The 24,295-nt window shown below is 64.5% G+C and carries 23 protein-coding genes; 12 read left to right on the top strand and 11 right to left on the bottom strand.

Going from position 1 to position 24,295, the window contains the following annotated elements; genetic code table 11:
• Positions 1-4: 4 nt before the first annotated feature.
• The 3 genes from KZO25_RS12130 to KZO25_RS12120 form a co-directional block, all read right to left on the bottom strand.
• Positions 5-424: an STAS/SEC14 domain-containing protein gene (locus KZO25_RS12130; RefSeq protein WP_066452033.1), complete on the bottom strand. Its 420-nt coding sequence runs from the start codon at positions 422-424 to the stop codon at positions 5-7.
• A 136-nt stretch (positions 425-560) separates the two neighbouring features.
• The gene (locus tag KZO25_RS12125; protein WP_223137175.1) at positions 561-1,793 is read right to left on the bottom strand and encodes an MFS transporter; all 1,233 of its coding nucleotides are present in this window, start codon (positions 1,791-1,793) and stop codon (positions 561-563) included.
• A gap of 98 nt (positions 1,794-1,891) precedes the next feature.
• Complete coding sequence (locus KZO25_RS12120; RefSeq protein ID WP_223137174.1) at positions 1,892-2,557, bottom strand: SDR family oxidoreductase; 666 nt, start codon at positions 2,555-2,557, stop codon at positions 1,892-1,894.
• A gap of 268 nt (positions 2,558-2,825) precedes the next feature.
• Here KZO25_RS12120 and KZO25_RS12115 point away from each other — a divergent pair, with 268 nt between their 5' ends.
• From KZO25_RS12115 to KZO25_RS12090, 6 genes are all read left to right on the top strand, one after another.
• Complete coding sequence (locus tag KZO25_RS12115) at positions 2,826-4,256, top strand: hypothetical protein (protein WP_223137173.1); 1,431 nt, start codon at positions 2,826-2,828, stop codon at positions 4,254-4,256.
• Positions 4,257-4,359: 103 nt separating this feature from the next.
• The gene (locus tag KZO25_RS12110) at positions 4,360-5,658 is read left to right on the top strand and encodes a Glu/Leu/Phe/Val family dehydrogenase (protein ID WP_223137172.1); all 1,299 of its coding nucleotides are present in this window, start codon (positions 4,360-4,362) and stop codon (positions 5,656-5,658) included.
• A gap of 4 nt (positions 5,659-5,662) precedes the next feature.
• Positions 5,663-5,818 (top strand): hypothetical protein, encoded by a 156-nt coding sequence (locus KZO25_RS12105; RefSeq protein ID WP_223137171.1) that lies wholly within the window; start codon positions 5,663-5,665, stop codon positions 5,816-5,818.
• Position 5,819: 1 nt separating this feature from the next.
• Positions 5,820-6,587, top strand: a complete 768-nt coding sequence (locus KZO25_RS12100; protein ID WP_223137236.1) for a pseudouridine synthase — start codon at positions 5,820-5,822, stop codon at positions 6,585-6,587.
• A 22-nt stretch (positions 6,588-6,609) separates the two neighbouring features.
• The gene (gene tcdA, locus KZO25_RS12095) at positions 6,610-7,443 is read left to right on the top strand and encodes a tRNA cyclic N6-threonylcarbamoyladenosine(37) synthase TcdA (protein ID WP_066450825.1); all 834 of its coding nucleotides are present in this window, start codon (positions 6,610-6,612) and stop codon (positions 7,441-7,443) included.
• Between the two features lie 35 nt (positions 7,444-7,478).
• Positions 7,479-7,703: a DUF1653 domain-containing protein gene (locus tag KZO25_RS12090; protein WP_223137170.1), complete on the top strand. Its 225-nt coding sequence runs from the start codon at positions 7,479-7,481 to the stop codon at positions 7,701-7,703.
• Here the strand turns inward: KZO25_RS12090 and KZO25_RS12085 are convergent.
• From KZO25_RS12085 to lptF, 8 genes are all read right to left on the bottom strand, one after another.
• Positions 7,700-8,467, bottom strand: a complete 768-nt coding sequence (locus KZO25_RS12085) for an ABC transporter permease (RefSeq protein ID WP_223137169.1) — start codon at positions 8,465-8,467, stop codon at positions 7,700-7,702. The two genes, KZO25_RS12090 and KZO25_RS12085, sit on opposite strands and share 4 nt — an antisense overlap.
• Before the next feature lie 13 nt (positions 8,468-8,480).
• Positions 8,481-9,290, bottom strand: coding sequence for an ABC transporter ATP-binding protein (locus tag KZO25_RS12080; protein WP_066450819.1), 810 nt, complete (start codon positions 9,288-9,290; stop codon positions 8,481-8,483).
• A gap of 4 nt (positions 9,291-9,294) precedes the next feature.
• Entirely contained in the window at positions 9,295-10,344 is a 1,050-nt protein-coding gene (locus KZO25_RS12075; RefSeq protein ID WP_223137168.1) for an ABC transporter substrate-binding protein, read from the bottom strand.
• A 277-nt stretch (positions 10,345-10,621) separates the two neighbouring features.
• Complete coding sequence (gene bfr, locus KZO25_RS12070) at positions 10,622-11,104, bottom strand: bacterioferritin (RefSeq protein ID WP_066450816.1); 483 nt, start codon at positions 11,102-11,104, stop codon at positions 10,622-10,624.
• 170 nt (positions 11,105-11,274) lie between these two features.
• A complete protein-coding gene (locus KZO25_RS12065) occupies positions 11,275-11,481 on the bottom strand; it encodes a (2Fe-2S)-binding protein (protein WP_066450813.1) in 207 nt (68 codons plus the stop codon).
• A 118-nt stretch (positions 11,482-11,599) separates the two neighbouring features.
• Positions 11,600-12,076 carry an RDD family protein gene (locus KZO25_RS12060; protein WP_066450804.1) on the bottom strand — a complete coding sequence of 159 codons (477 nt, stop codon included), beginning with the start codon at positions 12,074-12,076 and terminating at the stop codon, positions 11,600-11,602.
• 6 nt (positions 12,077-12,082) lie between these two features.
• The gene (gene lptG, locus KZO25_RS12055) at positions 12,083-13,147 is read right to left on the bottom strand and encodes an LPS export ABC transporter permease LptG (protein WP_223137167.1); all 1,065 of its coding nucleotides are present in this window, start codon (positions 13,145-13,147) and stop codon (positions 12,083-12,085) included.
• The gene (lptF, locus tag KZO25_RS12050) at positions 13,147-14,226 is read right to left on the bottom strand and encodes an LPS export ABC transporter permease LptF (protein ID WP_223137166.1); all 1,080 of its coding nucleotides are present in this window, start codon (positions 14,224-14,226) and stop codon (positions 13,147-13,149) included. The genes lptG and lptF overlap by 1 nt, the downstream gene beginning before the upstream one ends.
• Positions 14,227-14,343: 117 nt before the next feature.
• Between lptF and KZO25_RS12045 the strand changes: the two genes are divergently transcribed.
• The 6 genes from KZO25_RS12045 to KZO25_RS12020 all read left to right on the top strand — a co-directional run bounded on the left by KZO25_RS12045 (position 14,344) and on the right by KZO25_RS12020 (position 24,054).
• Positions 14,344-15,864: a leucyl aminopeptidase gene (locus KZO25_RS12045; protein ID WP_223137165.1), complete on the top strand. Its 1,521-nt coding sequence runs from the start codon at positions 14,344-14,346 to the stop codon at positions 15,862-15,864.
• A 179-nt stretch (positions 15,865-16,043) separates the two neighbouring features.
• Entirely contained in the window at positions 16,044-17,144 is a 1,101-nt protein-coding gene (locus KZO25_RS12040; RefSeq protein WP_316935698.1) for a branched-chain amino acid aminotransferase, read from the top strand.
• Between the two features lie 223 nt (positions 17,145-17,367).
• Positions 17,368-17,823 carry a DNA polymerase III subunit chi gene (locus KZO25_RS12035; RefSeq protein ID WP_223137163.1) on the top strand — a complete coding sequence of 152 codons (456 nt, stop codon included), beginning with the start codon at positions 17,368-17,370 and terminating at the stop codon, positions 17,821-17,823.
• 356 nt (positions 17,824-18,179) lie between these two features.
• Entirely contained in the window at positions 18,180-21,041 is a 2,862-nt protein-coding gene (locus KZO25_RS12030) for a valine--tRNA ligase (RefSeq protein ID WP_223137162.1), read from the top strand.
• 141 nt (positions 21,042-21,182) lie between these two features.
• A complete protein-coding gene (locus tag KZO25_RS12025; protein WP_223137161.1) occupies positions 21,183-22,640 on the top strand; it encodes a sigma-54 interaction domain-containing protein in 1,458 nt (485 codons plus the stop codon).
• A gap of 301 nt (positions 22,641-22,941) precedes the next feature.
• Entirely contained in the window at positions 22,942-24,054 is a 1,113-nt protein-coding gene (locus KZO25_RS12020; protein WP_223137160.1) for a TRAP transporter substrate-binding protein, read from the top strand.
• Positions 24,055-24,295: the final 241 nt, after the last annotated feature.

The following is a 24,295-nucleotide window of genomic DNA, read 5'->3' as shown; positions in this document are numbered from 1 at the left end:
AGGATCAGGCCCCGTGGTAGCCATCCTCTTCGGGGTCCTCATGGGCGCCCCTGGGCAGTTCGCTGACCCAGGCCATCGCAGCCGCGCGTTCGCGGCGAGAGAATGTGCGGATCTCCACCGCCTTGAACAGCCGCTCTTCCAGGTGGGCGATATGCTCGATCCACGCCTGGTCTGTGACCACGGCAGCGCGGTGGTAGTGATCGAGATCACCGAGCTGAGTCAGGCCATAGCCGATGTCCTTGAGCAGGGCAGTCAGCGTCATCAAGCGCAAGTTTTCGATCTCGATCACCAGGCTGATCACGGGATGATCCCGCTTGGCGGCCTCGATGGCATCAATGGCGTGCTGCAGCTCGCTGCCCGTCACGATGCCGCCGGCCTTCATCGCCACGACATGGTCTGCCGGGTGAGGGATCAGATCCAACATGAGCGTTCTCCTTGAGATCTGGCACTAAACGAAGACTATCGGCCACTTTCAGCATAGCGCGCCATGGCGGTCTGGCGGAAAGCATGACACACCCACCTTGGCGAGACAGGCCAGGTAGATCGGCGGCCAGTACGGCTCATGCGGCGCGCGGTGCGGCATCGCTGCTCACGCACTTCGACAGGCAGAAGACCGCCAGCGCACCGGTCAGCGTGGGCAGCAGGAATCCCACCGAATAGCTACCGGTGAGCCACACGATAAGGCTGAACAGCGCCGGCCCCACCAGCACCCCCATGTAGGTGAGCACCAGCACGGCGGCGGTGGCCTCACCCACCTCACCAGGATGGCAGCGCCGTGCCACCTCCCCAAGATAGACGCCGTTCCATCCCACCGCCGTGGCGCCGGCAACCACCATCAGGGTGATCGTCAGCCAGGTTGGCACCGTGGTGCCGAGCAGCGCCAGCAGGAAGAAGATCACGGCGATGACGCCAGCCAGGCCGAACAGCACCGGCACGCTGCCACCCAGGCGGTCAGCCAGCGCCCCCCAGGCCAGGCGCCCCGAGACCCCGGCCATATGGACCAGCGACACCACGGCCCCCGCCATCACCAGACTCAGCAACAGCTCCTCGACCATATAGGCCACCGCGAAGCTGAGCAGCGAGAGCTGAGCCGCGGAGAGGCAGAAGCCGGTGGCGCCCAGCCAGCGCATGGCACGGTAGCGGCGCAGCACGCCCAGGCTGCCGGCGCGCTGCATGCGCACACTGGCATCCCGGCTGGCATCCCAGCGGGAGCGCCGCGGCTGCAGCACCAGCAGCGTTGCCAGACAGGCCGCTCCCACCGCAAGAAAAGCCGCTTGCCAGTTCCACAGGGCGGCCAGCGGCGGCGCCAGCAGGCCGGCCAACACGCCGCCCAGGGGAACGCCGGTCTGCTTGATCGAGTAGACGAGATTGCGGCGTTCGGGCGGCGTGAAACGGGAGAGCAGCTCCGCCGCCGCGGGGCTGGTAATGCCGTAGGCGAGGCCTAGCAGTAGCGTAGTGGCGAACAGCGCCAGAGGGGTACCGATCAGGGCCAGCGCGCAGCCCCCCATCACCAGCGCCATGGCCAGCTGGCTGGCCCGACAGCCACCCAGCCGCCGCGCCAGCACCGCCGACTGCAGCGAGGCGAGCATCGCCACCCCGTAGAGCAGGCTGACCTGCAGGCCGACCCAGCCGGTCGGCACGCCGAAGGCCGCCGCCACCTGGGGTGCCAGGGTCGGCACCAGCAGCATGCCGCCGCTGCACAGCACCTGCACCCAGGTGGTGGCTGCCAGCACCAGGAAGCCCTCGCCTCTTTCAGGAGCAGCAGCGGGCTGGTCGGGCAACGATGAAGGCATGGACATGCTTCCTGGCGAAGGAAACCGTTAGCCTACACACAATCTGCCGCTTCCCGCCAATGGTTACGCCGGAACGAGCCGCTACGGCGCCTCCCGCCTTACCAGGGCAGCGGCTCGCCGTTGCTGTGCCAGAAGGTGCCGGTGCTTTCTAGGGTCAGCGCCGCGATGCGCGACGCGATGCCTGCTGCGGCTTCCTCCGGTGAAATCAGGCCGCCGAAATTGACCATGCGGGTCTTCACGAAACCGGGATGAAGCTGGATGACCGAAATCCCGCGCGGCGCCAGGTCCATGGCAAGCGACTTGCCGAAGGCATTGAGAGCGGCCTTGGAGGCGCGATAGCCGTAGCGGCCACCGGAATCGTTGTCGGCGATAGATCCCATGCGACTGGTGATGTTGGCGATCTTGCTGCCTTCCCCCAGGTTGTCGAGCAGCGCCTCCACCACGGCGAGCGGCGCGTAGGCATTGATCTCCATCTGCTCCCGGATGGTGTCGAAGTTAAGCTCGCCCAGGGACTCGTCGCGCAGCAGGCCGGCGTTGTTTATCAGCACGTCAAGCCGCTGACCCTTCACCTCCTCGGCGAGTCGGGCGATATCGGCGGCGCGGGTCACATCGATACCTTCCACCACCCGGCTGGCTACTTGATTCAGCTCGGTGGATGTCTGGCGGCAGACCCCGATTACCTGCCATCCCTCGCCATGGTAGTGCCGGGCCAGTGCCAGGCCGACGCCACGGTTGGCGCCAGTAATCAAGACTGTTGGGGACATGAATGACTCCTTTTGTTTGGAAGAACGGTCGGCTGAGCGTTGGCAGGTCGGTTTTCCTGGCTTGCTCAGGGAGAGGTTGGGGATCGCGGGGCTCACTTCAAGCAGCGGATACTCTTGACGCCTTTCAATCACTCTCCACTACCTCCCAATCACTCTCTACTGCCTCTCAACGATAGAAGCGCCGTATAATGGTTACGCAATGTAAACACTGCCCGAATTACTTGGGCTCCCCTACACCCGATGCTCGCCATCGAACAAGGATGCTTCCATGGCCAACCGTGCCACTCCCCTTTTCCTGGTCGCCCTGGGCGGCGCAGCCGTCGGCTTGATCGTCGGCTGGCAGCTGCCGGCGGTAGCCACCTCTAGTGCAGCCGCCCCCGAAGTCACAGCGAATGACGGTAGCGTCACGAGCGCCTATGAACTCATCCAGTTGGGCGAACGCCACCGTGGCGAAATCACCTCGCAGAGCGAGCTCAACGGCAAGGATGGCAGCCGTTTCACCCGCTTCACCCTGCCGCTCGAAGAGGGAGCGCTGGTCGAAATCGAGCTCGGCGGCCCTCTCCAGGGCGCCCTGTCGCTATATGACGATGAAGAGCAGCTGCTGGCCTCCACCTACGCCCCCGCTGCCTACCTCGACCCGGCCCAGACACCGGCGCTGCGCCGCCGCATCGATGAGAGCGGTGATTACACCCTGATCGTGAGCGGCAACGACCTGCACAGCTATGGGCCCTTCAGCGTCACCAGCCGTAGCATGGAACTCACCACCAGCGACACCCTGAGCGTACCCTCACGGGCCGACGGCTGGCTGCAGAACGGGCCGGATCAATATACCCTGACGGTGGAGGAGAGCGGACTCTACCTGATCGAGATGCGCTCCAGCGATGTGGATGCCTACCTGGTTCTGGAAGGCCCCCACGGATATCACCGCGAGGATGACGACAGCGCAGGCAATCTGGACGCCCGGATCGCCGACTTCCTCGAACCCGGCGAATACCAGCTCACCGCCCGCACCGCCTATGGGCAGGAGAGCGGCCTCTACACCCTTACCGTTGAGCCTCATGAGCTCGCCGACGGCGCTTCCCTGCGCAACAGTGGTGAACTGGCCATCGACGAGCCGCTTCAAGGCTGGCTCAGTGGCGAAGCGCTGGAATACCAGTTGATCCTCGAAGCCCCTGTCTTCGTCACCATCGACATGCTTTCCGACGACTTCGATGCCTTTCTCGAACTGCACGGCGAGGGGGTCTCCACCAGCGACGACGACGGCGGCGAAGGGCTCAATGCGCGCATCCGCTACAACCTGGGACCGGGCAGCTACACCGTTATCGCCCGCGGCCACGCCTTCAGCGGCAGTGGACTGTTCGAGCTCAAGGCCACCGCAGTGGAACTCGACGAGCTCCCTGATGACGGCCAACTGCCCATCGGCCAGCCCATCGAAGCCTGGCTGGAAGCGGGAGCCCGAGACGCATACACCTTTCGACTGGATGAAGCCGGCATCTACCGCCTGGACATGATGTCCAGCGACCTGGATGCTTTCCTGGAGCTGGAGGGGGAAGGGCTTTTCCTGAGCGACGACGACGGAGGCAACAACCTTGATGCCCGTATCGAGGCCCACCTGGAGCCCGGCGAGTACCGCGCCATTGCACGCGGCTTCAACAACCGCGACAGCGGCGCTTATGTACTGAGCCTGAGCGCCGAATAGCCCCCCGGCTGCATGATGACTGCCTCATCCTCCCTGCCGGGGCGAGTGGCTGCTACGCTTTGCTGTATCAGCCACTATCCAGACGCACCAATGGAGGATGACGATGTCACGGCAAATGGATCATGCCAATCTCTTCGACGATGCCCGCTCGCGCCTGGAGGACGTCTTCCAGGCGCTGGATGTCCATGACGACGTCATCGAGCGCCTGATGCAACCCAGTCTTGCACTACAGGTGAGCGTGTCAGTGCGCATGGATGACGGCCGGCTGCGCGTCTTTCCCGGCTGGCGTGTCCAATATGACACCACGCTGGGCCCGGCCAAGGGTGGCATTCGCTTCCACCCCGACGTCAATCAATTGGAGGTAACCACGCTGAGCTTCTGGATGGCGGTGAAATGTGCCGTCGTCGACCTGCCCTATGGTGGCGGCAAGGGCGGGGTCAAGGTCGACCCCAAGCAGCTCTCTCGTCTCGAGCTGGAACGGCTGGCGCGGGGCTATATTCGTGCCATTGCCGATGTAATGGGCCCCCGCCGTGACATCCCCGCACCGGACGTCAACACCAACGCCACGGTGATGGGCTGGATGGCCGACGAGTACGACCACCTCGTGCGCGGCAAGGAGCCGGCCGCGATTACCGGCAAGCCACCGGCGCTGGGCGGCTCCCTCGGACGGGTGGCGGCCACCGGGCGCGGCGCCCTGCATGTGCTGGACCAGTGGGCCAAGCGTGACCAGCGCAAGCCCGAAGACACCACGCTAGCCATTCAGGGCTTCGGCAATGCCGCCTACCACTTCGCCAGGCTGGCCCATGAGCGCGGCTATCGCATCGTGGCCCTTTCCGACTCGGGAGGCGCCATCTACAGCGAGGAAGGGCTGGACCCTGAACCGATCATGCAGCAGAAGACCAAGAACCAACGTCTGCATGACCTCGTCTATTGCGATGAATCGGTCTGCATCGCCGAAGATGTCGAGCACCTCGACCGAGACGACCTGTTGGCACTGGATGTCGACGTGCTGGTGCTCGCAGCACTCGAGGATCAGATTCACGAGGACAATGTGGACCAGGTGAAGGCCAAGGCTTTGCTCGAGATCGCCAATGGCCCCGTGACCAGCAAGGGCGAGGCGGCTCTCGCCGAGCGTGACATTCCGGTCCTGCCGGACGTACTCGCCAATACCGGCGGCGTCATCGTCAGCTACTACGAGTGGGTGCAGAATCGTACCGGCGAACGCTGGTCAGAGGAAACCGTCAACGAGCGCCTGGCCGAGCGGCTCGAAACTCAGGGGCGGCTGGTGCTGGAGCGGGCCGAGAAGGAGGGAATTTCCTACCGGCAGGCTGCCTATCGCCAGGGTATTGAACGCATCGCCCATGGCATCCTTCAACGGGGCAACTGTCAGGACAGCGAATGATGACATGCACGGCCGCCCTGGCACCGAGGTGAAAAGCATCGAGGTGAAAAGCATCGAGGTGAAAAGCATCGAGGTGAAAAGCATCGAGGTGAAAAGCATCGAGGTGACAACGCTTCTCGGGACGGCGACAATGGCGACCCCGTTTCATGAGCCAGACTGACATGTCGGAAGCGCTGACGATTCTCCATCAGGACGAGCACCTGGTCGCCGTGCACAAGCCGGCAGGCCTGCTGGTGCATCGCTCTGCCCTGGCCCGAGGTGAGCGTGAATTCCTGCTGCAGCGACTGCGCGACCAGCTCGGCCAGCGGGTCTATCCGGTACACCGCCTTGACCGCCCCACCTCGGGGGCGATGGTCTTCGCCCTGTCAAAGACGGCGGCAGCCCGGCTCGCGGACGCCTTTACCGAGCGCCGGGTCACCAAGCACTACCTGGCGGTGGTTCGCGGCGTCGGCCCCGAGCACGATTGGCTCGACTACCCCCTGCGCGAGGAGGATGGCACCCGCCCCAAGGCGGAAATGCCGGCCATGGAGGCGCTAACCGAAGTCAGGCGGCTCGACAGCGTCGAGCTGCCGGTGCAGGTGGACCGCTACCCCCATAGCCGCTATTCGCTGATGCAGGCGTGCCCCGTGACCGGCCGCCGCCACCAGATACGCCGCCACCTGTCACAGCGGGGCTACCCCATCATCGGCGACGCCAAGCACGGCAAGGGCAACCACAACCACTTCTTCAAGGAGCGGCTGGCGTGTCCGCGGCTGCTGCTGGCCGCCGTGGGCCTCGCCTTCGATCATCCGTTCGAAGCGTATCGCCTGACCTTGAGCTGCGCTCTGGACGCCCCCATGTCGGCCCTGTTCGAGCGCTTCGGCTGGGGCGGCCACCTGCCGGTGAACGACGCCAGCCTCAGCGCCCCCAACCCCGAACCCGCCGTCTGACAAAGAGTCCGAACCATCGATCATGACAGCCCCTTTATCGAGCCACGCCGACCCCGCCAGCCAGCATGACCACGACCTCCGTTTCGGCGGCATCCGCCGGCTTTACGGCTCCCGTGCCGCCGAGCGCTTTCGTACTGCCCATGTGGTGGTGGTGGGCGTCGGCGGCGTAGGTAGTTGGGCGGTGGAGGCACTGGCACGCTCGGGCATCGGCAAGCTCACGCTGATCGACCTGGACGATGTCTGCATCTCCAATGTCAATCGCCAGCTCCACGCCCTGGACGGCACCATCGGGCGCCCCAAGGTAGAGGTCCTGGCCGAGCGCTGCCGGGCGATCCAGCCGGGTATCCAGGTGGTGGCGGATACCGCCTTCGTCACCCCGACCAACCTGGCCGAGCGCATTCCCCAGGACGCCGACCATGTGGTGGATGCCATCGACAGCGTGCTGGCCAAGGCCGCCCTGATCGCCTGGTGCAAGCGGCGCAAGCTGCCGATCACAGTGACCGGTGCCGCAGGCGGCCAGACCGACCCGACACGCATCCGCATAGCGGACCTCAGCCGCACGGAGCACGACCCGCTGCTGGCCAAGGTTCGCGCACGCCTGCGGCGCGACTTCGGTTTCTCGCGCAACCCCAAGCGCCGCTTCTCGGTGGAGTGCGTCTATTCCGACGAGCAGCTGGTCTATCCGGACAGCGATGGCGAGGTGTGCTTCCAGAAGCCGGGCACCGGCGAATCGACGCGACTCGACTGCGCCTCGGGCTTTGGCGCCGCCACCTTCGTCACCGGCAGCTTCGGTTTCACGGCCGTCTCGCGGGTGTTGGCCAGGCTGGCCCGGCTATCCGCCACACCCGGCGAGTGACCCTCCCTACCCCACCTCATTGCATGGAGACTCCAATGACAAGCCCCCACCCCGTTCCCGGCATCTACAGCCACTACAAGGGCAACCGCTACGAGGTGCTGGGTGTCGCCCATCACAGCGAAACCGAGGAGCTCCTGGTGGTCTATCGCGCCCTCTACGGCGAGTACGGCCTGTGGGTGCGGCCGCTCGCCATGTTCACCGAGACCGTCGAGGTCCAGGGCGAACCGGTGCCGCGTTTCGACCTGGAGAAGGCGTTCTAGCGCTGCCCCCGATGTGCCCACCCCGTCATCCGCTTCTCCAGCACGGCAAACAGCTCATACATCACCATCGCCATGGCGCTGATCACGATCAGCCCGGCGAACACCAGCGCCATGCGCATCTGCGAGCCGGCGCTCATCATCAGGTAGCCGATACCCTGGTTGGAGGCCACCGTCTCGGACACTACGGTGCCGACGAAGGCCAGGGTGATGGCCACCTTGAGCGAGGCAAAGAAGTAGGGCAGCGAGCGCGGCAGCCCTACCTTGAGCAGCACGTCGAGACGCTTCGCCCCCAGCACCCGCAGCACGTCCTCCATTTCCGGCTCCAGGGTGGCAAGCCCGGTGGCCACGTTGACCACGATGGGAAAGAAGCAGATCAGGAAGGCGGTGAGGATCGCCGGCACCGAGCCGATGCCGAACCACACCACCAGGATCGGCACGAAGGCGACCTTGGGAATGGCGTTGAAGCCCACCAGCAGCGGGTAGCAGGCGTGGTAGAGAAACTTCGACGAACCGATGATGAAGCCCAGCAAGAGGCCCACCGCCACGCCGATGCCAAAGCCCACCATGGTGGTCCAGAAGGTCTGCCAGGAGTGCATGCCGATGGGGCCGGCGTAGGTCACCAGGGCCTGAGCCGTGGCCCAGGCACCGGGGAAAATGAACTCCGGCACGTCAAGCAGACGCACTGTGACTTCCCAGATCACCACCAGGATCGCCACCGCCGCCCAGGGTGCGATCCGCTGACGGCTCTTTTCACTCAGTTGCATGTCACGTCCTCGATCAGGTGGCGCGGATCTCGCCGATCTGCTTGCGCAGGCTCTGCACCATGCCGGTGAACGGCTCTTCGTAGGTGATTGCCAGTTCACGCGGGCGCGGCAGGTCGATGGTGCGCCGCTCGATGATGCGTCCCGGACGTCGACTCATCACGTAGACAGTGTCGGCCAGGAAGGCCGCCTCGCGCAGGTCATGGGTTACCAGCACCACCGTGAAGCGCTGGGCTTCCCACAGGTCGCGCAGTACGCACCACAGCTCCTCGCGGGTGAAGGCGTCCAGGGCAGCGAAGGGTTCATCGAGCATCAGCAGCCGCGGGCGGTGGATCAGCGCCCGGCAGATCGACGCCCGCTGCTGCATGCCGCCGGAGAGCTGCCAGGGAAACTGGTCCTCGTAGCCCTCCAGGCCCACGGTGCGCAAGAGGTCCCGGGCCCAGCCGACGAACTCGGCCCGGCGCTTGCGGAACTGCGAGCGGTAGGGCTTGACGATCTCCAGCGGCAGCAGGACGTTGTCCAGGGTGGTACGCCAGGGCAGCAGGTTGGCATTCTGGAAGGCCATGCCCGAGATCTTCAGCGGACCGCCCACCGGCGTGCCATCGACCCTTACCTGACCGGCCGTGGGGCCATGCAGCCCGGTACACAGTTTCATGAAGGTCGACTTGCCACAGCCGCTGGGGCCGACGAAGGCGACGAACTCCCCCTCCTCGATGGTCAGCGAAATGTCCTCGATGGCGTTGCCCGAATCGTCATAGGCCAGGCTCACCTGATCGAAAGCGACAAAAGGTACGTCGGCGGGTTGCTTCAGGGATGCTTCCGGCATACCGCTACTCCGCCCGATCGGCAAAGATCATCCGTTCATCCTGGGGCGGCAGGAAGCGTGAGGTAAAGACCCGCTCGGTTTCCGGTACCGACGGCAGCTCATAGGCGTCGGCCACCAATTGAATGGCGTTGCGCAGTCGCTCCTCGTCCACCGCCCCGGCGCCGTTGGCACGGGCATCCTCGGTATCGATCACGCTGTCGATGGCAAGCCTGAGGCGCCGGGTCTCCATCTCCCTGTCGATCAGAGAGTCACGATTGTAGACATAGTCAATGGCGCCATCCGGGTCGGCCAGGGTCTCCTCCAAGGCGCGGTTGAAGGCGCGCAGGAAGCCCTCGACGGCTTCCGGGTTCTCCTCGGAGAAGGCCTCGCTGGCAATGATGGCATTGCCATAGAGCGGCACGCCATAGTCGGGGAACGGCATGATGGTGAGTTCCTCTTCACTCATTCCACGCCCTTCCAGGTTGAGCAGGCTGGTGAAGTAGAAGCCCGTGATCGCATCCACATCACCGCGTACCAGCAGGGTCTCGCGGAGGGTCGGATCGACGTTCTGCCACTCGACATCGTCGGCATCGAGATCGTTGGCCGCGGCGAAGATGCCCCAGGCCCGGTAGCCGGTATCGAAGGCCGGCGCGGCGATGGCCTTTCCGGCGAGGTCCGCGGGGGATTCGATATCGCGGTCCTTGCGCGCGAATACCGAGGCCGGACTGCCGTCATACACCACGTAGACGCCCTGGATGCCTGGCCCATCAGGATTCTCGGCGAGAAACTCCACCAGAGCGTTGAGGTCCCCGAAGCCCATCTCGTAGGCGCCGGAGGCAACCCGGTTGATGGCACCGGCGGAACCGCTGCCGGAATCGACTTCGACCCTCAGCCCCTCCTCGGCAAAGTAGCCGCGCTCCACGGCCATCAGGAAGGGAGCCGAAGGGCCCTCGAAGCGCCAGTCGAGTTGGAAACGGATGCGGGTCTCATCGGCCTGGGCCAGCGATGCGCCGACCAAGGACAGACCAAGTGCGCCGACCAGCAGGCCGGTGGAGCGGGACAGGGAAGGGTTCATCAAGGCTGCCTCTCAGGTTATGGTTATGATTGTTATATGCAGTTTTCCTGCCAATATTCTTCATACTGGCAGATACCCCTGCAATGAGCCTTCTCACAGGCAGGAGCGGTCTGCAAGAGCAACATACTGGTGCAGTATGTAACGATTTGCACACCCACATGCACCAGCGTAGATCATTGACGAAGGTTGCCAAGTGCCGTTATCAAGTGACGTGGGGAGGCCATGAAACGCCACCGGCGCCTCATGGGCGCCGGTGTGGGTCTCTCTTGCAGGCAGGTTACTCGTCGCCGGCTTCCTGCATCTGCTTGAGCAGGTAGTTCTCGATGCCGACCTTGTCGATCAGGCCGAGTTCGGTCTCGATGTGATCGATGTGGTCCTCTTCGTCGGCGAGGATTTGACGGAAAAGGTCACGGCTCACGTAGTCCTTGACCTGCTCGCAATAGGCGATGGCGTCGATGTAGTCCTGACGCCCCTCGTGCTCGATCTTCAGGTCGCTCTCGAGCATCTCACGCACGTTCTCGCCGATATGCAGCTTGCCAAGATCCTGCAGGTTGGGCAGGCCCTCGAGAAACAGGATTCGCTCGATCAACTTGTCAGCGTGTTGCATCTCTTCGATGGACTCGTCGTACTCCCACTTGGCCAGCGCCTTGAAACCCCAGTCCTTGTACATCTTTGCATGCAGGAAATACTGATTGATGGCCACCAGCTCGTTGCCGAGGGCCTTGTTGAGGTATTCGATAACCTTGGCGTCGCCTTTCATGGCATCTCTCCATTGTCGTCAGGATTCGGGGGACTAGTCAGTATTGGACACACAGACGAAAAAGTCCAATAGCGACAGGGAGTTGGAGAAAGGACAACAATAATGATAGCGATTGGCATCAGGCCCGGAGGCGACGAAAAAAGATCCTTCCACCAGCGCAAGACCGAAGGCTACACGGCATAGGCCAAGTCGGCTGCCGAAGCCGACATTTCTGAGCGGATGGCATCGCGGGTGATGGCCTTGGCCACAGAAGCGCACTTGCCGCACTGGGTTGCACAGCCGGTCTCGCACTGTACCTCGCGCCAGCTGCGGGCACCGTCTTCAACGGTCGCGCGGATCTTGTGGTCGGATACGCCCTTGCAGAGACATACGTACATTTGCCATCACCTCTTCATAGCCTACAGAGTTAATGTAAATGATTCGCATAGCCTATCGCAAGTGGAAATCGCGTATTTTTTGACCGACATCATGTCTACCGCCTGCAGGACGGTGGTGCTAACCGGCGGCCTTGGGCACCACCACCACACGGGTTCCGGAGGCAATATCCGACCAGCTGCGCTTCTGCTCGTCGAAGAGAATCCACCAGTAGCCAAGACCAAAAGCCGCCAGCGACACCCAGGCCACCAGATAGCGCACCAGGCTCTGGGTCCAGGTGATAGAGAGTCCGGTGTCGGTCTGCACGCGCAGACGCCAGGCCTGCATCCCGAGGGTCATCCCGCCACGGGTCCAGGAGAAGGCGAAGAAGGCGTAGGCGCTGAGCGCCAGGGCAAGGCGTAGCGAGAGCACCTGAGCTAGGTCATCCCCTACCGTTTCAGGCGGCTGCTCCAGTACCAATCTGACCCAGGCTACGTGGGCGGTAGTGATGCCGATCCAGATGGCCAGCACCAGCAGCCCGTCATACACCATGGCACCCAGTCGCTTGGCCAGGCCGGCCGGCCATACCTCGTCAAGCTTGTCGAAACGTCGTCGCATAGACTCCTAGCCTGTTCGTCGCAGGAAATAGAACCCCAGGGCCGCACTGATCAGGGTTGGCGCCAGCACCGCCCATATCGGCGAAAAACCGAATACCGTAGATGCCGGCGCCAGAAGATCCTGCAGGTACTTGAAACACAGCCCGGTCACCACCCCGTAGAAGACCCGCGTCCCGGCCGCCACGGTGCGCAGGGGACCGAAGACAAAGGAAGCTGCCACCAACACCAGCGATGCCATGGTCAGCGGCATCAGCATTTTCTGCCAGAAATAAAGCAGCGGCTGCGTGGCCTGGAGACCCTGATCGTTCAGGAAACGGGCATAGGCCCAGAGTTCGCTGGGTGCCTGGCTGTTGATGGGGCGCAGCAAACGGTTGAGCTGGGCCGGCGTCAAGCTGGTTTCCCACTCCTGCTCGGCCAGGTGCTCGGCCTCGGTACGCCCTTCCTCGAAGCGCGTCATGGCCACATCCTCGAGCACCCAGGCGCCGTCACGCCAGACGGCACGCTCGGCCACGGTCGCTTCGCGAAGTTGGCGGCCCTCGAAGCGGTATCGGGTCAGGTCGACCACGGTATCGTCGGCACGGATGGCGCCGAAGCGATAGACGCTGTCACCCTCGCGCTGCCAGCCGCCGCGCTGCATCACCACCGCGCCTTCACCCTGCATCTGTTCCAGCCGCCAGGCACTGGCAAACTGCTCGGTACGCGGGCTGACGTACTCGGCCACGATCAACACTACCGCCACCACCAGGATGATCGGCTTCATGACGCCCCAGAGAATCCGGGTCAGTGAACGTCCCGCGGCACGCATCACCGTCAGTTCATTACTCGATGCCATGCTGCCCAGGCCGATCAGGGCGCCGATCAGCACCCCCACCGGGGCGTATTGATAGAAGCGCCAGGGCAGCCGCATGATCAGGTACAGCAGCACCTGGAAGGCACCGTAATCGCCTTCCACATCGTCCAGGTCATTGATGTAGGAAATCACCAGGTCGAGACCCAGCAGCACCACCTGGACGACGAGGATGGCACCCAGCACATTGCGCGCGATATAGCGGTCGAGGCGATCCGTTACCATCAGCGCATACCCTTCTTCTGGGCACGCACCATCATGCCCAGGCCGAGCGCCAGAAAGGCGGCATGAATGGGCCACATGCCGATCGCAGCCGGCAACGAGCCACGCCCGATGGCATCCAGCGCTGCCAGCAGCAGGCTCAAGTAGCAGACATGCAGGAAGATGGCAGGCAGCAGCTTGGCGAAGCGCCCCTGGCGCGGATTGACCCGGGACAGCGGCATCGCCATCAAGGTCAGGATGAAGACCATGATCGGCAGCGAGAGCCGCCACTGCAGCTGTGCCCTCGCCTGGCTGGAGTCATCGCTCACCAGCTCCCTCGTGGTGGCATAATCGGCCGATTCCAGATCACGCCGGTCCCCCCCCAGCGCAAGCCTTACGGCATAGGTGGCAAACTGGAGCCGTTCGGCCTCGAATCGCCCCGGATCGACGCTATACCGCTCGCCGTCGGCCAGCACCAGGAACCGGCTGCCGGTCTCCTCGTCCACGGTCTGGTAACCGCTTGCCGCCCGTGTAACGGCTCGCTCGGGGGCGCCGTCCCGCCTGCGCTGGTTTTCGCTGATAAAGACCTCCTGCATGCGGCTGCCATCGTCACTGAACGACTCAGTGTAGGCGGTACGTCCGCCACCGAAGTCCTGGAAACGCCCCGGCGCCAGGGCAGTAAAGTCGAGTCTGCTGCGCTGGTCTTCCAGCATCACGGCATTGTGCAGCGCTCCGGCGGGGGTCAGCCACAGGCTGCACAATCCTACCAGGACCGCGACCAGAGTGGCCGGTACCAGGCTGACCTGCAGTAGCCGCGCCGGGCTGGTACCGCAGGCGACCAGCACGGTGATCTCGCTGTTCAGGTAGAGCTGCCCATAGGCGAGCAGGATCCCGAGAAAGAACGCCAGTGGCAGAATCAGCTCGAGAAAGCCCGGCAGGTGGAACAGCATCAAGTTGCCGAGAATGCTCGCAGGGATGTCCCCCTCCGCCGCATCGGCAAAATAGCGGATGAAGCGGCTACCCATGATGACCAGCAGAAGAACGCCGGCAACGGCGGCCATCGTCAGGAGAATCTCGCGGGTCAGGTAACGAAAAATGATCATGCAGCCGTCTTCCATGCAATGGCGCCATGCCTTGAGTACACTGGGGTGACTCGGCAATGGCCTGGAGCCGTGCCGGCATTATCCAGAATCCCCCTTCGCTTGTCTTGTGGAGTCACAATGGAATTCCCAGTTCAGACGGCTAATCCCGCCAAGGCCGAAACGGCCTGCCTCGTGGTACCGGTTTTCAAGGACGGCGACCTGCTGCCCACCGCCGCCAAGCTCGACGATGCCAGCGAGCGGCTGATCGGACAGCTTATCGAGCGCGGCGACTTCGATGCCAAGGCGGGCAGCGTACAGCTGGTGCCGTTTGCCCCCGGCCTGGGTGCTGACCGACTGATGCTGGTGGGCCTTGGCGAACAGGCCAAGTGCCACGAGCGCGCCTTCATCAAGGCGCTGGATGCTGCCTTCACCGCCTTGTCCGCGCTGCCGGTGGAAGATGTCGCGGTGGCCTTCACCGACGTCCCGGTACCCGATCGTGCCTGCGACTGGAAGGCGCGCATGGTGGCAGAATCCGCTCACCGTGCCGTTTACCGCTTCAACGAGTTCAAGTCAGAGCCGGCACCGGTACCCAGGCTGGCCCGTATCACGCTGCTGGTCAGCGAAGGTGGCAACGCCGCAGCGGCCCGGGAAGGCGCCCGTATCGGTGACGCCGTCGGCCAGGGCGTTGCCCTGACCCGCACCCTGGGCAACCTGCCGGGCAACGTCTGCACACCGAGCTACCTGGCCAAGCAGGCGGAGTCCATGGGCAAGGAGTCGTCCGGCGCCCTTGCGGTCGAGATTCTCGACGAAGCGGCGCTGGAAGCACTGGGCGCCGGCTCGCTGTTGTCGGTCGGCCGGGGCAGCGAGGAGCCCACGCGGCTGATCGTGATGAAATACCAGGGTGCCGAGAACCCCGAGGAAGCCCCCCATGTGCTGGTGGGCAAGGGGATTACCTTCGATACCGGCGGTATCTCGCTCAAGCCCGGCGAGTCCATGGACGAGATGAAGTTCGACATGTGTGGCGCTGCCAGCGTGTTCGGCACCGCCAAGGCGGTTCTGGCGATCAAGCCCAAGCTCAACCTGGTCTTCATCGTCGCCGCCGCCGAGAACATGCCCGATGGCCGTGCCACCAAGCCCGGCGATATCATCAAGACCCTCAAGGGGCTGACGGTAGAGGTGCTCAACACCGACGCCGAGGGCCGCCTGGTGCTGTGCGATGCCCTGACCTACGCCGAGCGCTTCGAACCTGCGAGCGTGGTCGACATCGCCACCCTCACCGGGGCGGCCATCATCGCCCTGGGCCACCACGCCACGGGGCTGCTCTCCAACGACGACGACCTGGCGCTGGACCTGCTGGACGCCGGCGAAGCCGCCTGGGACCGCGCCTGGCACATGCCGCTGTGGGAGGAGTACCTGGAGCAGCTCGACTCCAACTTCGCCGACCTGGCCAATATCGGCGGCCGCCCGGCCGGCACCATCACTGCCGCCTGCTTCCTCTCGCGCTTCGCCGACAAGTTCCCCTGGGCGCACCTGGACATCGCCGGCACCGCCTGGACCTCGGGCAAGCAGAAGGGGGCCAGCGGTCGCCCGGTAGGCCTGCTGACCCAGTACCTGCTGGACCGGGAGGCTGATACCAGCGTCGAGATCGGCGACAATTGAGCCAAGCAGATGGCGCACTGGCACGCCATCTGCATCAAGAGGGTTGCCATCGTGCTCGGCAACCTTTACATGTGAACCATTGACAACGCATCGAGTCGGCTCACGCCGGCTCGATGTTCCTGTATCGCCCCCTTGAGAACGGCCGGTGGCCGTTCCAGGGACTGCGGAGACTCTTTGCCGTGCCCACTGCAAGCTTTGACCTACACCCCAACGCCACCCCCACGGCGACGCCGATCCGTGAGGATATCCTCAAGAATCCCGGCTTCGGTCGCTACTTCACCGATCACATGGCGCATGTGCGCTGGACGCTGGACACCGGCTGGCACGGCCGCGAGGTGCGTCCCTACGGCCCGCTGACGCTGGACCCCGCGGCTGCCGTGCTGCACTACGCCCAGGAGATCTTCGAAGGCATCAAGGCGTACCGTCACGCCGACGGCTCGGTGTGGACCTTCCGCCCCGAGAAGAACGCCGAGCGCTTCCGCCGCAGCGCCCGTCGCCTGGCACTGCCGGAACTCTCCGACGAGGACTTCATCGGCTCACTCAAGGCGCTTCTGGCCCAGGACCACACCTGGGTGCCTACCCCGAAGAGCGCGGCTGACGAGTGCAGCCTCTATTTGCGCCCCTTCATGATCGCCAGCGAGAAGTTCCTCGGCGTGCGTCCGGCCCACGAGGTCGACTACTACGTCATCGCCTCGCCGGCGGCTGCCTACTTCAAGGGTGGCGTGGAGCCGGTCTCCATCTGGCTCTCCAGCCACTACAATCGCGCCGCCCCCGGCGGCACCGGCTTCGCCAAGTGCGGCGGCAACTATGCCGCCTCCCTGGCCGCCCAGAAGGAGGCGAGCGCCCACGACTGCGGCCAGGTGGCCTTCCTCGACGCCCGCGAAAACAAGTGGATCGAGGAGCTGGGCGGCATGAACCTGTTCTTCGTCTTCAAGGACGGTCGCATCGCCACCCCGCGCCTCACCGATACCATCCTCGAGGGCGTGACCCGCGACTCGGTGCTGACCCTGGCCCGGGACGAAGGGCTCTCTCCCGAGGAGCGGCCGATCAGCATCGACGAGTGGCGCGAGGGCGCCGCCTCCGGTGAAATCACCGAGGTCTTCGCCTGCGGCACCGCCGCGGTGATCACCCCGGTGGGCGAACTGGTCACCGAAGAGGACCGTATCCGGCTGGCTGCCGGCAGCGACAACCCCATCGCCAAGCGCCTGCGCACCAAGCTGCTCGACCTGCAGTACGGTCGTGCGGAAGACACGCATGGTTGGTTGACCAAGCTGGTCTGAAAAAAGCAGATTCTCGCTACGCCAGGAGCCGGCCAACGCCTCGCGAGGCGGCCGGGAGCAGGTCGAAGAGGAGGTCTTTTGCCATGGATGGCAAAAGTAGCGCCCAGGGATGGGTTCACAGCGCCTCCTCGTAGGCCTGCTTGCGGCATAGCCTCGAGCCACAGCGCCTCCTCGTAACCCTGTCGACGACAGAGCCCCTCCGCCCCCAGGTCAGCGAGTTCCCATGACCCAGGTAGACTTTTACATCCTTCCCGATACCACCCTCGAGGCACGCCTCGACTTCGCCTGCCGCCTGGCCGAGACCATCGCCGGCAAGGGCTTCCGGCTGCACCTGCACGCCGAGGACGAGGCCATGGCCCGCGACCTCGACGACAGGCTGTGGACCTTCCGCCCCGACGCCTACCTGCCCCATGCCCTTGTGGACAGCACCCTTCTCGGCAGCGACGTGGCTGACAGCGTGGCGGTCACCATCGGCTGGGAGCATCCCCCCGAGCCGGTTCCCGATACACCCATGGCGATGCTCAACCTCGACCCCGGCATCCCCGAGTGGTTCTCGCGCTTCGATCGGGTCGCCGAGATCATCAACCAGCACCAGCAGGTGCTCACCTCCAAGCGCGAGTGCTGGCAGACCTACAAGCAGCGCGGCTATCCGGTAAAGGCGCATCAGCTTCGCGGCTGACCGACTCACTCAAGGCCCTGGCGCGGGGCTAACCCAGGGACAGGCCTACGAGGAGGCGCTGTAAACCCATCCCTGGGCGCTACTTTTGCCATCCATGGCAAAAGACCTCCTCTTCGGCCTGTCCCTGGCGCCCCCTTGACCCGCCGCCGGATCAACTTCGAATTAGGCTGCCGCCGGATCAGCCCCGTTGACGAAGCTTCCCCGCCCCCCTCTGAAGTTCTATCGTGCCGCTCTTGGCTGACGCCAAGTGCCTCATCGCGCTATAATCGCATCCATTTTTCGAACACTCTTCTTACGACTTCCTGCCGCCCGGCGCCACGACCGGCGGCGATCATTTCTGGACCCGGAACGCCCCCATGGACAAGACCTACCAACCCGAGCAGATCGAAACCCGCTGGTACGAGCGCTGGGAGGCCGACGGCCGCTTCGCCCCCTCGGGCGAGGGCGAGCCCTACTCCATCATGATCCCGCCGCCCAACGTCACCGGCAGCCTGCACATGGGCCACGCGTTCCAGGACACCATCATGGACACCCTGATCCGCTGGCGGCGCATGCAGGGCAACAACACCCTGTGGCAGGTGGGTACCGACCACGCCGGCATCGCCACCCAGATGCTGGTTGAGCGCAAGGTCGCCGCCGAAGAGGGCAAGACGCGCCATGACCTCGGCCGTGACGCCTTCATCGACAAGGTGTGGGAGTGGAAGCACGAGTCCGGTGGCCACATCACCCGCCAGCTGCGCCGCATGGGCGCCAGCGTCGACTGGAGCCGCGAGCGCTTCACCATGGATGACGGCTTCTACAAGGCGGTGCAGGAAGTCTTCGTGCGCCTTTACGAAGAGGACCTGATCTACCGCGGCAAGCGCCTGGTCAACTGGGACCCGACCCTGCACACCGCCATCTCCGACCTCGAGGTGGAGAACCGCGACCAGCAGGGCAGCTTCTGGCACTTCCGCTACCCGCTGGCCGACGGCGTCACCACCGACGCGGGCCTCGATTATCTGGTCGTCGCCACCACCCGTCCCGAGACCCTGCTCGGCGACACCGGCGTGGCGGTCAACCCGGAAGACCCGCGCTACGCCTCGCTGGTCGGCAAGTACGTCGAGCTGCCGCTGGTCGGCCGCCGCATCCCCATTGTCGCCGACGAACACGCTGACATGGAGAAGGGCTCGGGCTGCGTGAAGATCACCCCGGCCCACGACTTCAACGACTACGAAGTGGGCCGCCGCCAACATCTTCCGCTGATCAACGTCTTCACCCAGGACGCGGCGATCCTTGCCCAGGCCGAAGCCTTCGATATCCAGGGCCGGCCGCTGCCCGAGATCGACCCCAGCTTGCCCCAGGCCTACGCCGGGCTGGATCGTTTCGAGGCGCGCAAGCAGATCGTCGCCGACATGGAGGCCGCCGGCCTGCTCGAGCAGGTCGAGGCGGTCAACAACACCCTGCCCTACGGCGACCGCAGTGGCGACGTCATCGAGCCGCTGCTCACGGACCAGTGGTTCGTCGCCGTGGAGAGCCTGGCCAAGCCCGCCATCGAGGCGGTGGAGAACGGCGACATCCAGTTCGTACCGAAGAACTACGAGAACATGTACTTCTCGTGGATGCGCGACCTGCAGGACTGGTGCATCTCGCGCCAGCTGTGGTGGGGGCACCGCATTCCCGCCTGGTACGACAGCGAGGGCAACGTCTATGTCGCCCGCACCGAGGCCGAGGCCCGCGAGAAGCATGGCCTGCCCGCCGACCTCGTCCTGACCCAGGACGAGGACGTGCTCGACACCTGGTTCAGCTCGGGCCTGTGGACCTTCGGCACCCTGGGCTGGCCGGAGAAGACCCCGGAGCTCGAAACCTTCCACCCCTCCAGCGTGCTGGTCACCGGCTTCGACATCATCTTCTTCTGGGTCGCGCGAATGATCATGCTGACCCTGAAGTTCACCGGCGAGGTGCCCTTCAAGCAGGTCTACGTCCACGGCCTGGTGCGCGACGGCCAGGGCCAGAAGATGTCCAAGTCCAAGGGCAACGTGCTCGACCCCATCGACCTGATCGACGGCATCCAGCTGGACGAGCTACTGGAGAAGCGCACCGGCAGCCTGATGCAGCCGCAGAAGGCCAAGGCGATCGCCAAGGCCACCCGCGACGAGTTCCCCGAGGGCATCGAACCCCACGGCACCGACGCGCTGCGCTTCACCTTCCTCTCCCAGGCCACCACCGGACGCGACATCAAGTTCGACATGGGCCGCCTGGACGGCTACCGCAACTTCTGCAACAAGCTGTGGAACGCCTCCCGCTACGTGCTGATGAACGCCGAGGGCGAGGATTGCGGCGCCTCTATCGAAGGTCAGGGTGGCGACGTCGAGCTGTCGCTGGCCGACCGCTGGATCGTCTCGCGCCTGCAGCAGACCGAGGCCCAGGTGACCAAGGCGATGGAGGAGTTCCGCTTCGACCACGCCTCCCAGGCGCTCTACGAGTTCGTCTGGAACGAATACTGCGACTGGTACCTGGAACTCTCCAAGCCGGTGCTGTGGGACGACAACGCCAGCCCCGCCGCCAAGCGCGGCACAAGGCGCACCCTGGTGCGCGTACTGGAAGCGATCCTGCGCCTGGCCCATCCGATGATGCCCTACATCAGCGAGGAGATCTGGCAGCGGGTGGCACCGCTGGCAGGCAAGGCCACCGGCGACGGGGCGGAGTCGATCATGAATCAGCCCTGGCCGCTACCCGAAGAGGGCAAGATCGATGAGGCCGCCACCCGCGATATCGAGTGGCTGAAGGGCGTGATCGTGGCGGTACGCAATATCCGCGCCGAGATGAACATTGCCCCGGGCAAGCCGCTGGAGGTCCTGCTCACCAAGGGCGGCCCGGACGACCCGGCACGCCTGGAGGCCAACCGCCGGTTCCTGCCCAAGCTGGCCAAGCTGGCGAGCGTCGACTGGCTGTACGATCCCCAACAGGCCCCCCTGTCTGCCACCCAGTTGGTAGGCGAAATGGAAGTGCTGGTACCCATGGCCGACCTGATCGACAAGGATGCCGAACTGGCGCGCCTGGCCCGTGAGATCGAAAAGCAGGACAAGCTGATCGGTGGCATCGAGAAAAAGCTCGGCAACGAGAGCTTCATCGCCAAGGCACCTGATGCCGTGGTGGAGAAGGAACGCACCAAGCTGGCCGATTTTCAGGCCGCCCGTCGCCTGCTGGTGGAGCAGCACGACAAGATCGCCGCGCTTTGATCAGCGGCCCGAAACCGCCGCGCTCTGATTTAGCGGCCCGAAACCGGCGCGCTCTGATTTAGCGGCCCGAAACCGCCGCGTTCTGATTTAGCGGCCCGAAACCGCCGCCAATGAATGGCGGCCATGTTGGAGGCAGCGGATATGCGTCGGGACAGCCGAAGTAGTAGCGACGTCAAGAGGCTCTTGCCCGGTTCGCTGGGAGAGGGCTTGACGCTGGAGGCTATCCGCCCGCTCTTTCCTCTCTTCGAGCATGCCAGCACCGGGGCCATCTCGGTGGACGCCGAGGCGCGGCTCACCTGGATCAACGACAGCTACTGCCGGCTGCTGGGCATCGAGGATCCTGCCAGCGCCATCGGCCGACCGGTCGCCGAGGTCGTCCCCCATACGCGGATGCCCGAGGTGGTACGTAGCGGTCGCCCTATCCTGCTCGACATCATGGAGTTCGAAGAGCACCAGCTGGTGGTAATGCGCCTGCCGCTGCACGACAGGGAGAGCGGTGCCGTCAGCGGTGCCGTGGCCTTTATCGTCTTCGATGACCTGGAGCCCCTCACTCCGCTGATCGGCAAGTATCGGCGCCTGCAACAAGACCTGGCAGTGGCTCGGCGCGCCCTGGCCAAGCGCGGCGCCCGCTACGACATGGGCGACTTCATCGGCGCCAGCCCGTCCGTGCTGGAGGTCAAGCGTCGTGCCCGGCTGGCCGCCGCCCGCGCCACGCCGGTCCTGCTCCTGGGCGAGACGGGCACCGGCAAGGAGGTCCTGGCCCAGGCCATCCATGGCGCCTCGCCACGTGGCGACCTCCCGTTCGTTGCCGTCAATGTGGCCGCCGTGCCCGAGAACCTGCTGGAAGCGGAGTTCTTCGGTGTCGTTCCGGGAGCCTTTACCGGCGCAGACCGCCGTCCACGCCAGGGAAAATTCCAGCTTGCCGATGGCGGCACTCTGTTCCTCGATGAAGTGGGGGACATGCCGCAGGCCGTACAGGCCAAGCTGCTGCGGGCCCTGCAGGAGGGCGAGGTGGAGCCCCTGGGCTCCAACGAGGTCAAGCGGGTGGATGTCCGCGTGATTGCCGCCACCAGCTGTGACCTGGAGGCCATGGTGGCAGAAGGCCGCTTCCGCTCCGACCTCTACTATCGGCTCAACGTGCTGCGCATTCGCGTGCCTCCGCTACGCGAGCGACTGGCGGATCTGGGCATCTTGTGTGAAACCATCCTCGGCAAACTGGCCCAGGAGAGCGGCGAGTCCCGTGCCGAGATCACCAATGAAGCCGTGATGTTGCTGCACCAGCATGACTGGCCGGGAAATATCCGCGAGTTGCGCAACACCCTGGAGCAGACGCTGGCACTCAATGAAGCGTGCCGCGTGATAGATGTGCCGGAACTCCTGGCCGCCCTTCCCTACCAACCCCGTGACGCTCAGCCATATAACGCGGCTGCCCCCATTCGGGCCCTGGCCGAGGTGGTGGCCGAAGCCGAGCGTACCGCACTGCAGAACGCCCTGGCTGCGTGCCGTGGCAACAAGTCCCGCGCGGCCCGCCTGTTGGGCATCCCGCGCTCGGTGCTCTACGAGAAACTCGCCAGACTGTCCGCAAAATCGGACACCTGACTGGAAAGCAGACAGAATACGCTGCGACGAAGGTCGATTATTGTCCGAATATCCGGACAACCTCTCTTTCTTGCGTGATCAAAACGCCCATCAAGTGATTGTTTTCCAACGCATTTTAATATCTGGCATGAACCGTGCAAACAAATGGGGCAAGCGTCACCTGGCGTGGCGCCACCAAAGCCGCATGCCTGCGGCGACGACAAGAAACCAATGCAGATCAACAACGTCGTTCCAGCAGGTGTTGCATTCACCACAGCTGTACCGACAAAGCTGCACTGAAAATAACGTACAAGGAGCCTTCATGCCGTTCATTCCGACTCTTGCCACACGCATCCGCCCCGTCACCCTCGGCGTCGCTGCCGCCGCACTGCTGGCAGGCACCGCCGGTGTCAGTTCCGCCGAGGCCCAGGAGCGGGTTCGCTGGCAGGTGCCCATCGCCTTCCCCTCTCACCTGGTCGGCCTGAGCACCCCAGTACGCTATCTCAGCGAGACGCTGGACGAGGTGTCCGGCGGCAATATCAACCTGCGCTACTACGAGCCGGGCGAGCTGATTCCGCCCTTCGAGATCCTCGATGCCGTCTCCGAAGGACGCTACGACGCCGGCTTTACTTGGGTCGGCTACGATCAGGGGAGCATTCCCTCGCTGCCGCTGTTCGCCGGCGCCCCCTTCGGCATGGAGCCGCCCGCCTATCTGGCCTGGCACTATTTCGGCGGCGGTGCCGAGCTGCTCGAGGAGATCTACGAGCCGTACAACGTCAAGCCGCTGCTGTGCAGCATGATCGGCCCCGAAGCCGCCGGCTGGTTCGCGGAACCGCTCGAGGATCTGGAGCAGATCGACGGCCTGCGCATTCGCTTCGCCGGTATCGGTGGACGCGTCATGGAGCGCTTGGGCGCCTCGGTGACCATGATTCCTGGTGGCGAGCTCTACCAGGCCATGGAGCGTGGCACCATCGACGCCATGGAGTTCTCCGCCCCTGCCGTGGATCGTATCCTGGGCATGCAGGAGATCGTCAACAACTATGTACTGCCGGGCTGGCACCAGACCTTCACCACCGCCCACCTGCTGATCAACCAGGAGAGCTGGGACGCGCTGGAACCACAGACCCGCGCTACCATCGACATGGGCTGCCGTGCCGCCACCCTGTTCGGCTACTCCGAAAGCGAGATGGAAAACCCCAAGGCCCTGCGTGACTTCGAAGAGGAAGGCGTCAACGCCCAGGTGCTGTCCGACGAGATTCTCGGTGAGCTGCGCCGTGTGACCAACGAAGTCCAGGCCGAGATTGCCGCCGAGGACGAGATGTTCGGTCGCGTCCTGGAGAGCCAGCAGGAATTCATGAAGGTCCACGGCAACTGGCACGTGAAGGGCCACCTGCCACGCTCCTACTACGCGCCGGAGGAGATCGGCCAGCAGTAAGCGGACCGGCACTTTCCAGCGGTTTGCCGGCCGCCGCCACCGGGCGGCGGCCGGCCTCCGTGCTCTGCCTTTCTTGGTCTAGATTTCTTGGTCTAGATTTCTTTGCCTAGCTTTTTACCTAGCCACGGAGCCATCCATGAGCACTCACGATTCCGCGCCTGGCGCACCGGAACGGGGAGGCACCCCTGCTCCGGCTCTGCCCACCAACCGGCTGAGCCATACGCTCGACACCGCCATCGCG

It is taken from the genome of Halomonas sp. ANAO-440, from assembly GCF_019915905.1.
Lineage (GTDB): Bacteria > Pseudomonadota > Gammaproteobacteria > Pseudomonadales > Halomonadaceae > Halomonas > Halomonas chromatireducens.
The sequence above is the reverse complement of the archived record's forward strand: the minus strand, read 5'-3'. Positions and strand labels throughout refer to the sequence as shown.

Bases quoted from the DNA above. Each gene is read 5' to 3' on its own strand.
- KZO25_RS12130 (WP_066452033.1), bottom strand. From the start codon at position 424: ATGTTGGATCTGATCCCTCACCCGGCAGACCATGTCGTGGCGATGAAG.
- KZO25_RS12125 (WP_223137175.1), bottom strand. From the start codon at position 1,793: ATGCCTTCATCGTTGCCCGACCAGCCCGCTGCTGCTCCTGAAAGAGGC.
- KZO25_RS12120 (WP_223137174.1), bottom strand. From the start codon at position 2,557: ATGTCCCCAACAGTCTTGATTACTGGCGCCAACCGTGGCGTCGGCCTG.
- KZO25_RS12115 (WP_223137173.1), top strand. From the start codon at position 2,826: ATGGCCAACCGTGCCACTCCCCTTTTCCTGGTCGCCCTGGGCGGCGCA.
- KZO25_RS12110 (WP_223137172.1), top strand. From the start codon at position 4,360: ATGTCACGGCAAATGGATCATGCCAATCTCTTCGACGATGCCCGCTCG.
- KZO25_RS12105 (WP_223137171.1), top strand. From the start codon at position 5,663: ATGCACGGCCGCCCTGGCACCGAGGTGAAAAGCATCGAGGTGAAAAGC.
- KZO25_RS12100 (WP_223137236.1), top strand. From the start codon at position 5,820: ATGTCGGAAGCGCTGACGATTCTCCATCAGGACGAGCACCTGGTCGCC.
- tcdA (WP_066450825.1), top strand. From the start codon at position 6,610: ATGACAGCCCCTTTATCGAGCCACGCCGACCCCGCCAGCCAGCATGAC.
- KZO25_RS12090 (WP_223137170.1), top strand. From the start codon at position 7,479: ATGACAAGCCCCCACCCCGTTCCCGGCATCTACAGCCACTACAAGGGC.
- KZO25_RS12085 (WP_223137169.1), bottom strand. From the start codon at position 8,467: ATGCAACTGAGTGAAAAGAGCCGTCAGCGGATCGCACCCTGGGCGGCG.
- KZO25_RS12080 (WP_066450819.1), bottom strand. From the start codon at position 9,290: ATGCCGGAAGCATCCCTGAAGCAACCCGCCGACGTACCTTTTGTCGCT.
- KZO25_RS12075 (WP_223137168.1), bottom strand. From the start codon at position 10,344: ATGAACCCTTCCCTGTCCCGCTCCACCGGCCTGCTGGTCGGCGCACTT.
- bfr (WP_066450816.1), bottom strand. From the start codon at position 11,104: ATGAAAGGCGACGCCAAGGTTATCGAATACCTCAACAAGGCCCTCGGC.
- KZO25_RS12065 (WP_066450813.1), bottom strand. From the start codon at position 11,481: ATGTACGTATGTCTCTGCAAGGGCGTATCCGACCACAAGATCCGCGCG.
- KZO25_RS12060 (WP_066450804.1), bottom strand. From the start codon at position 12,076: ATGCGACGACGTTTCGACAAGCTTGACGAGGTATGGCCGGCCGGCCTG.
- lptG (WP_223137167.1), bottom strand. From the start codon at position 13,147: ATGGTAACGGATCGCCTCGACCGCTATATCGCGCGCAATGTGCTGGGT.
- lptF (WP_223137166.1), bottom strand. From the start codon at position 14,226: ATGATCATTTTTCGTTACCTGACCCGCGAGATTCTCCTGACGATGGCC.
- KZO25_RS12045 (WP_223137165.1), top strand. From the start codon at position 14,344: ATGGAATTCCCAGTTCAGACGGCTAATCCCGCCAAGGCCGAAACGGCC.
- KZO25_RS12035 (WP_223137163.1), top strand. From the start codon at position 17,368: ATGACCCAGGTAGACTTTTACATCCTTCCCGATACCACCCTCGAGGCA.
- KZO25_RS12030 (WP_223137162.1), top strand. From the start codon at position 18,180: ATGGACAAGACCTACCAACCCGAGCAGATCGAAACCCGCTGGTACGAG.
- KZO25_RS12025 (WP_223137161.1), top strand. From the start codon at position 21,183: ATGCGTCGGGACAGCCGAAGTAGTAGCGACGTCAAGAGGCTCTTGCCC.
- KZO25_RS12020 (WP_223137160.1), top strand. From the start codon at position 22,942: ATGCCGTTCATTCCGACTCTTGCCACACGCATCCGCCCCGTCACCCTC.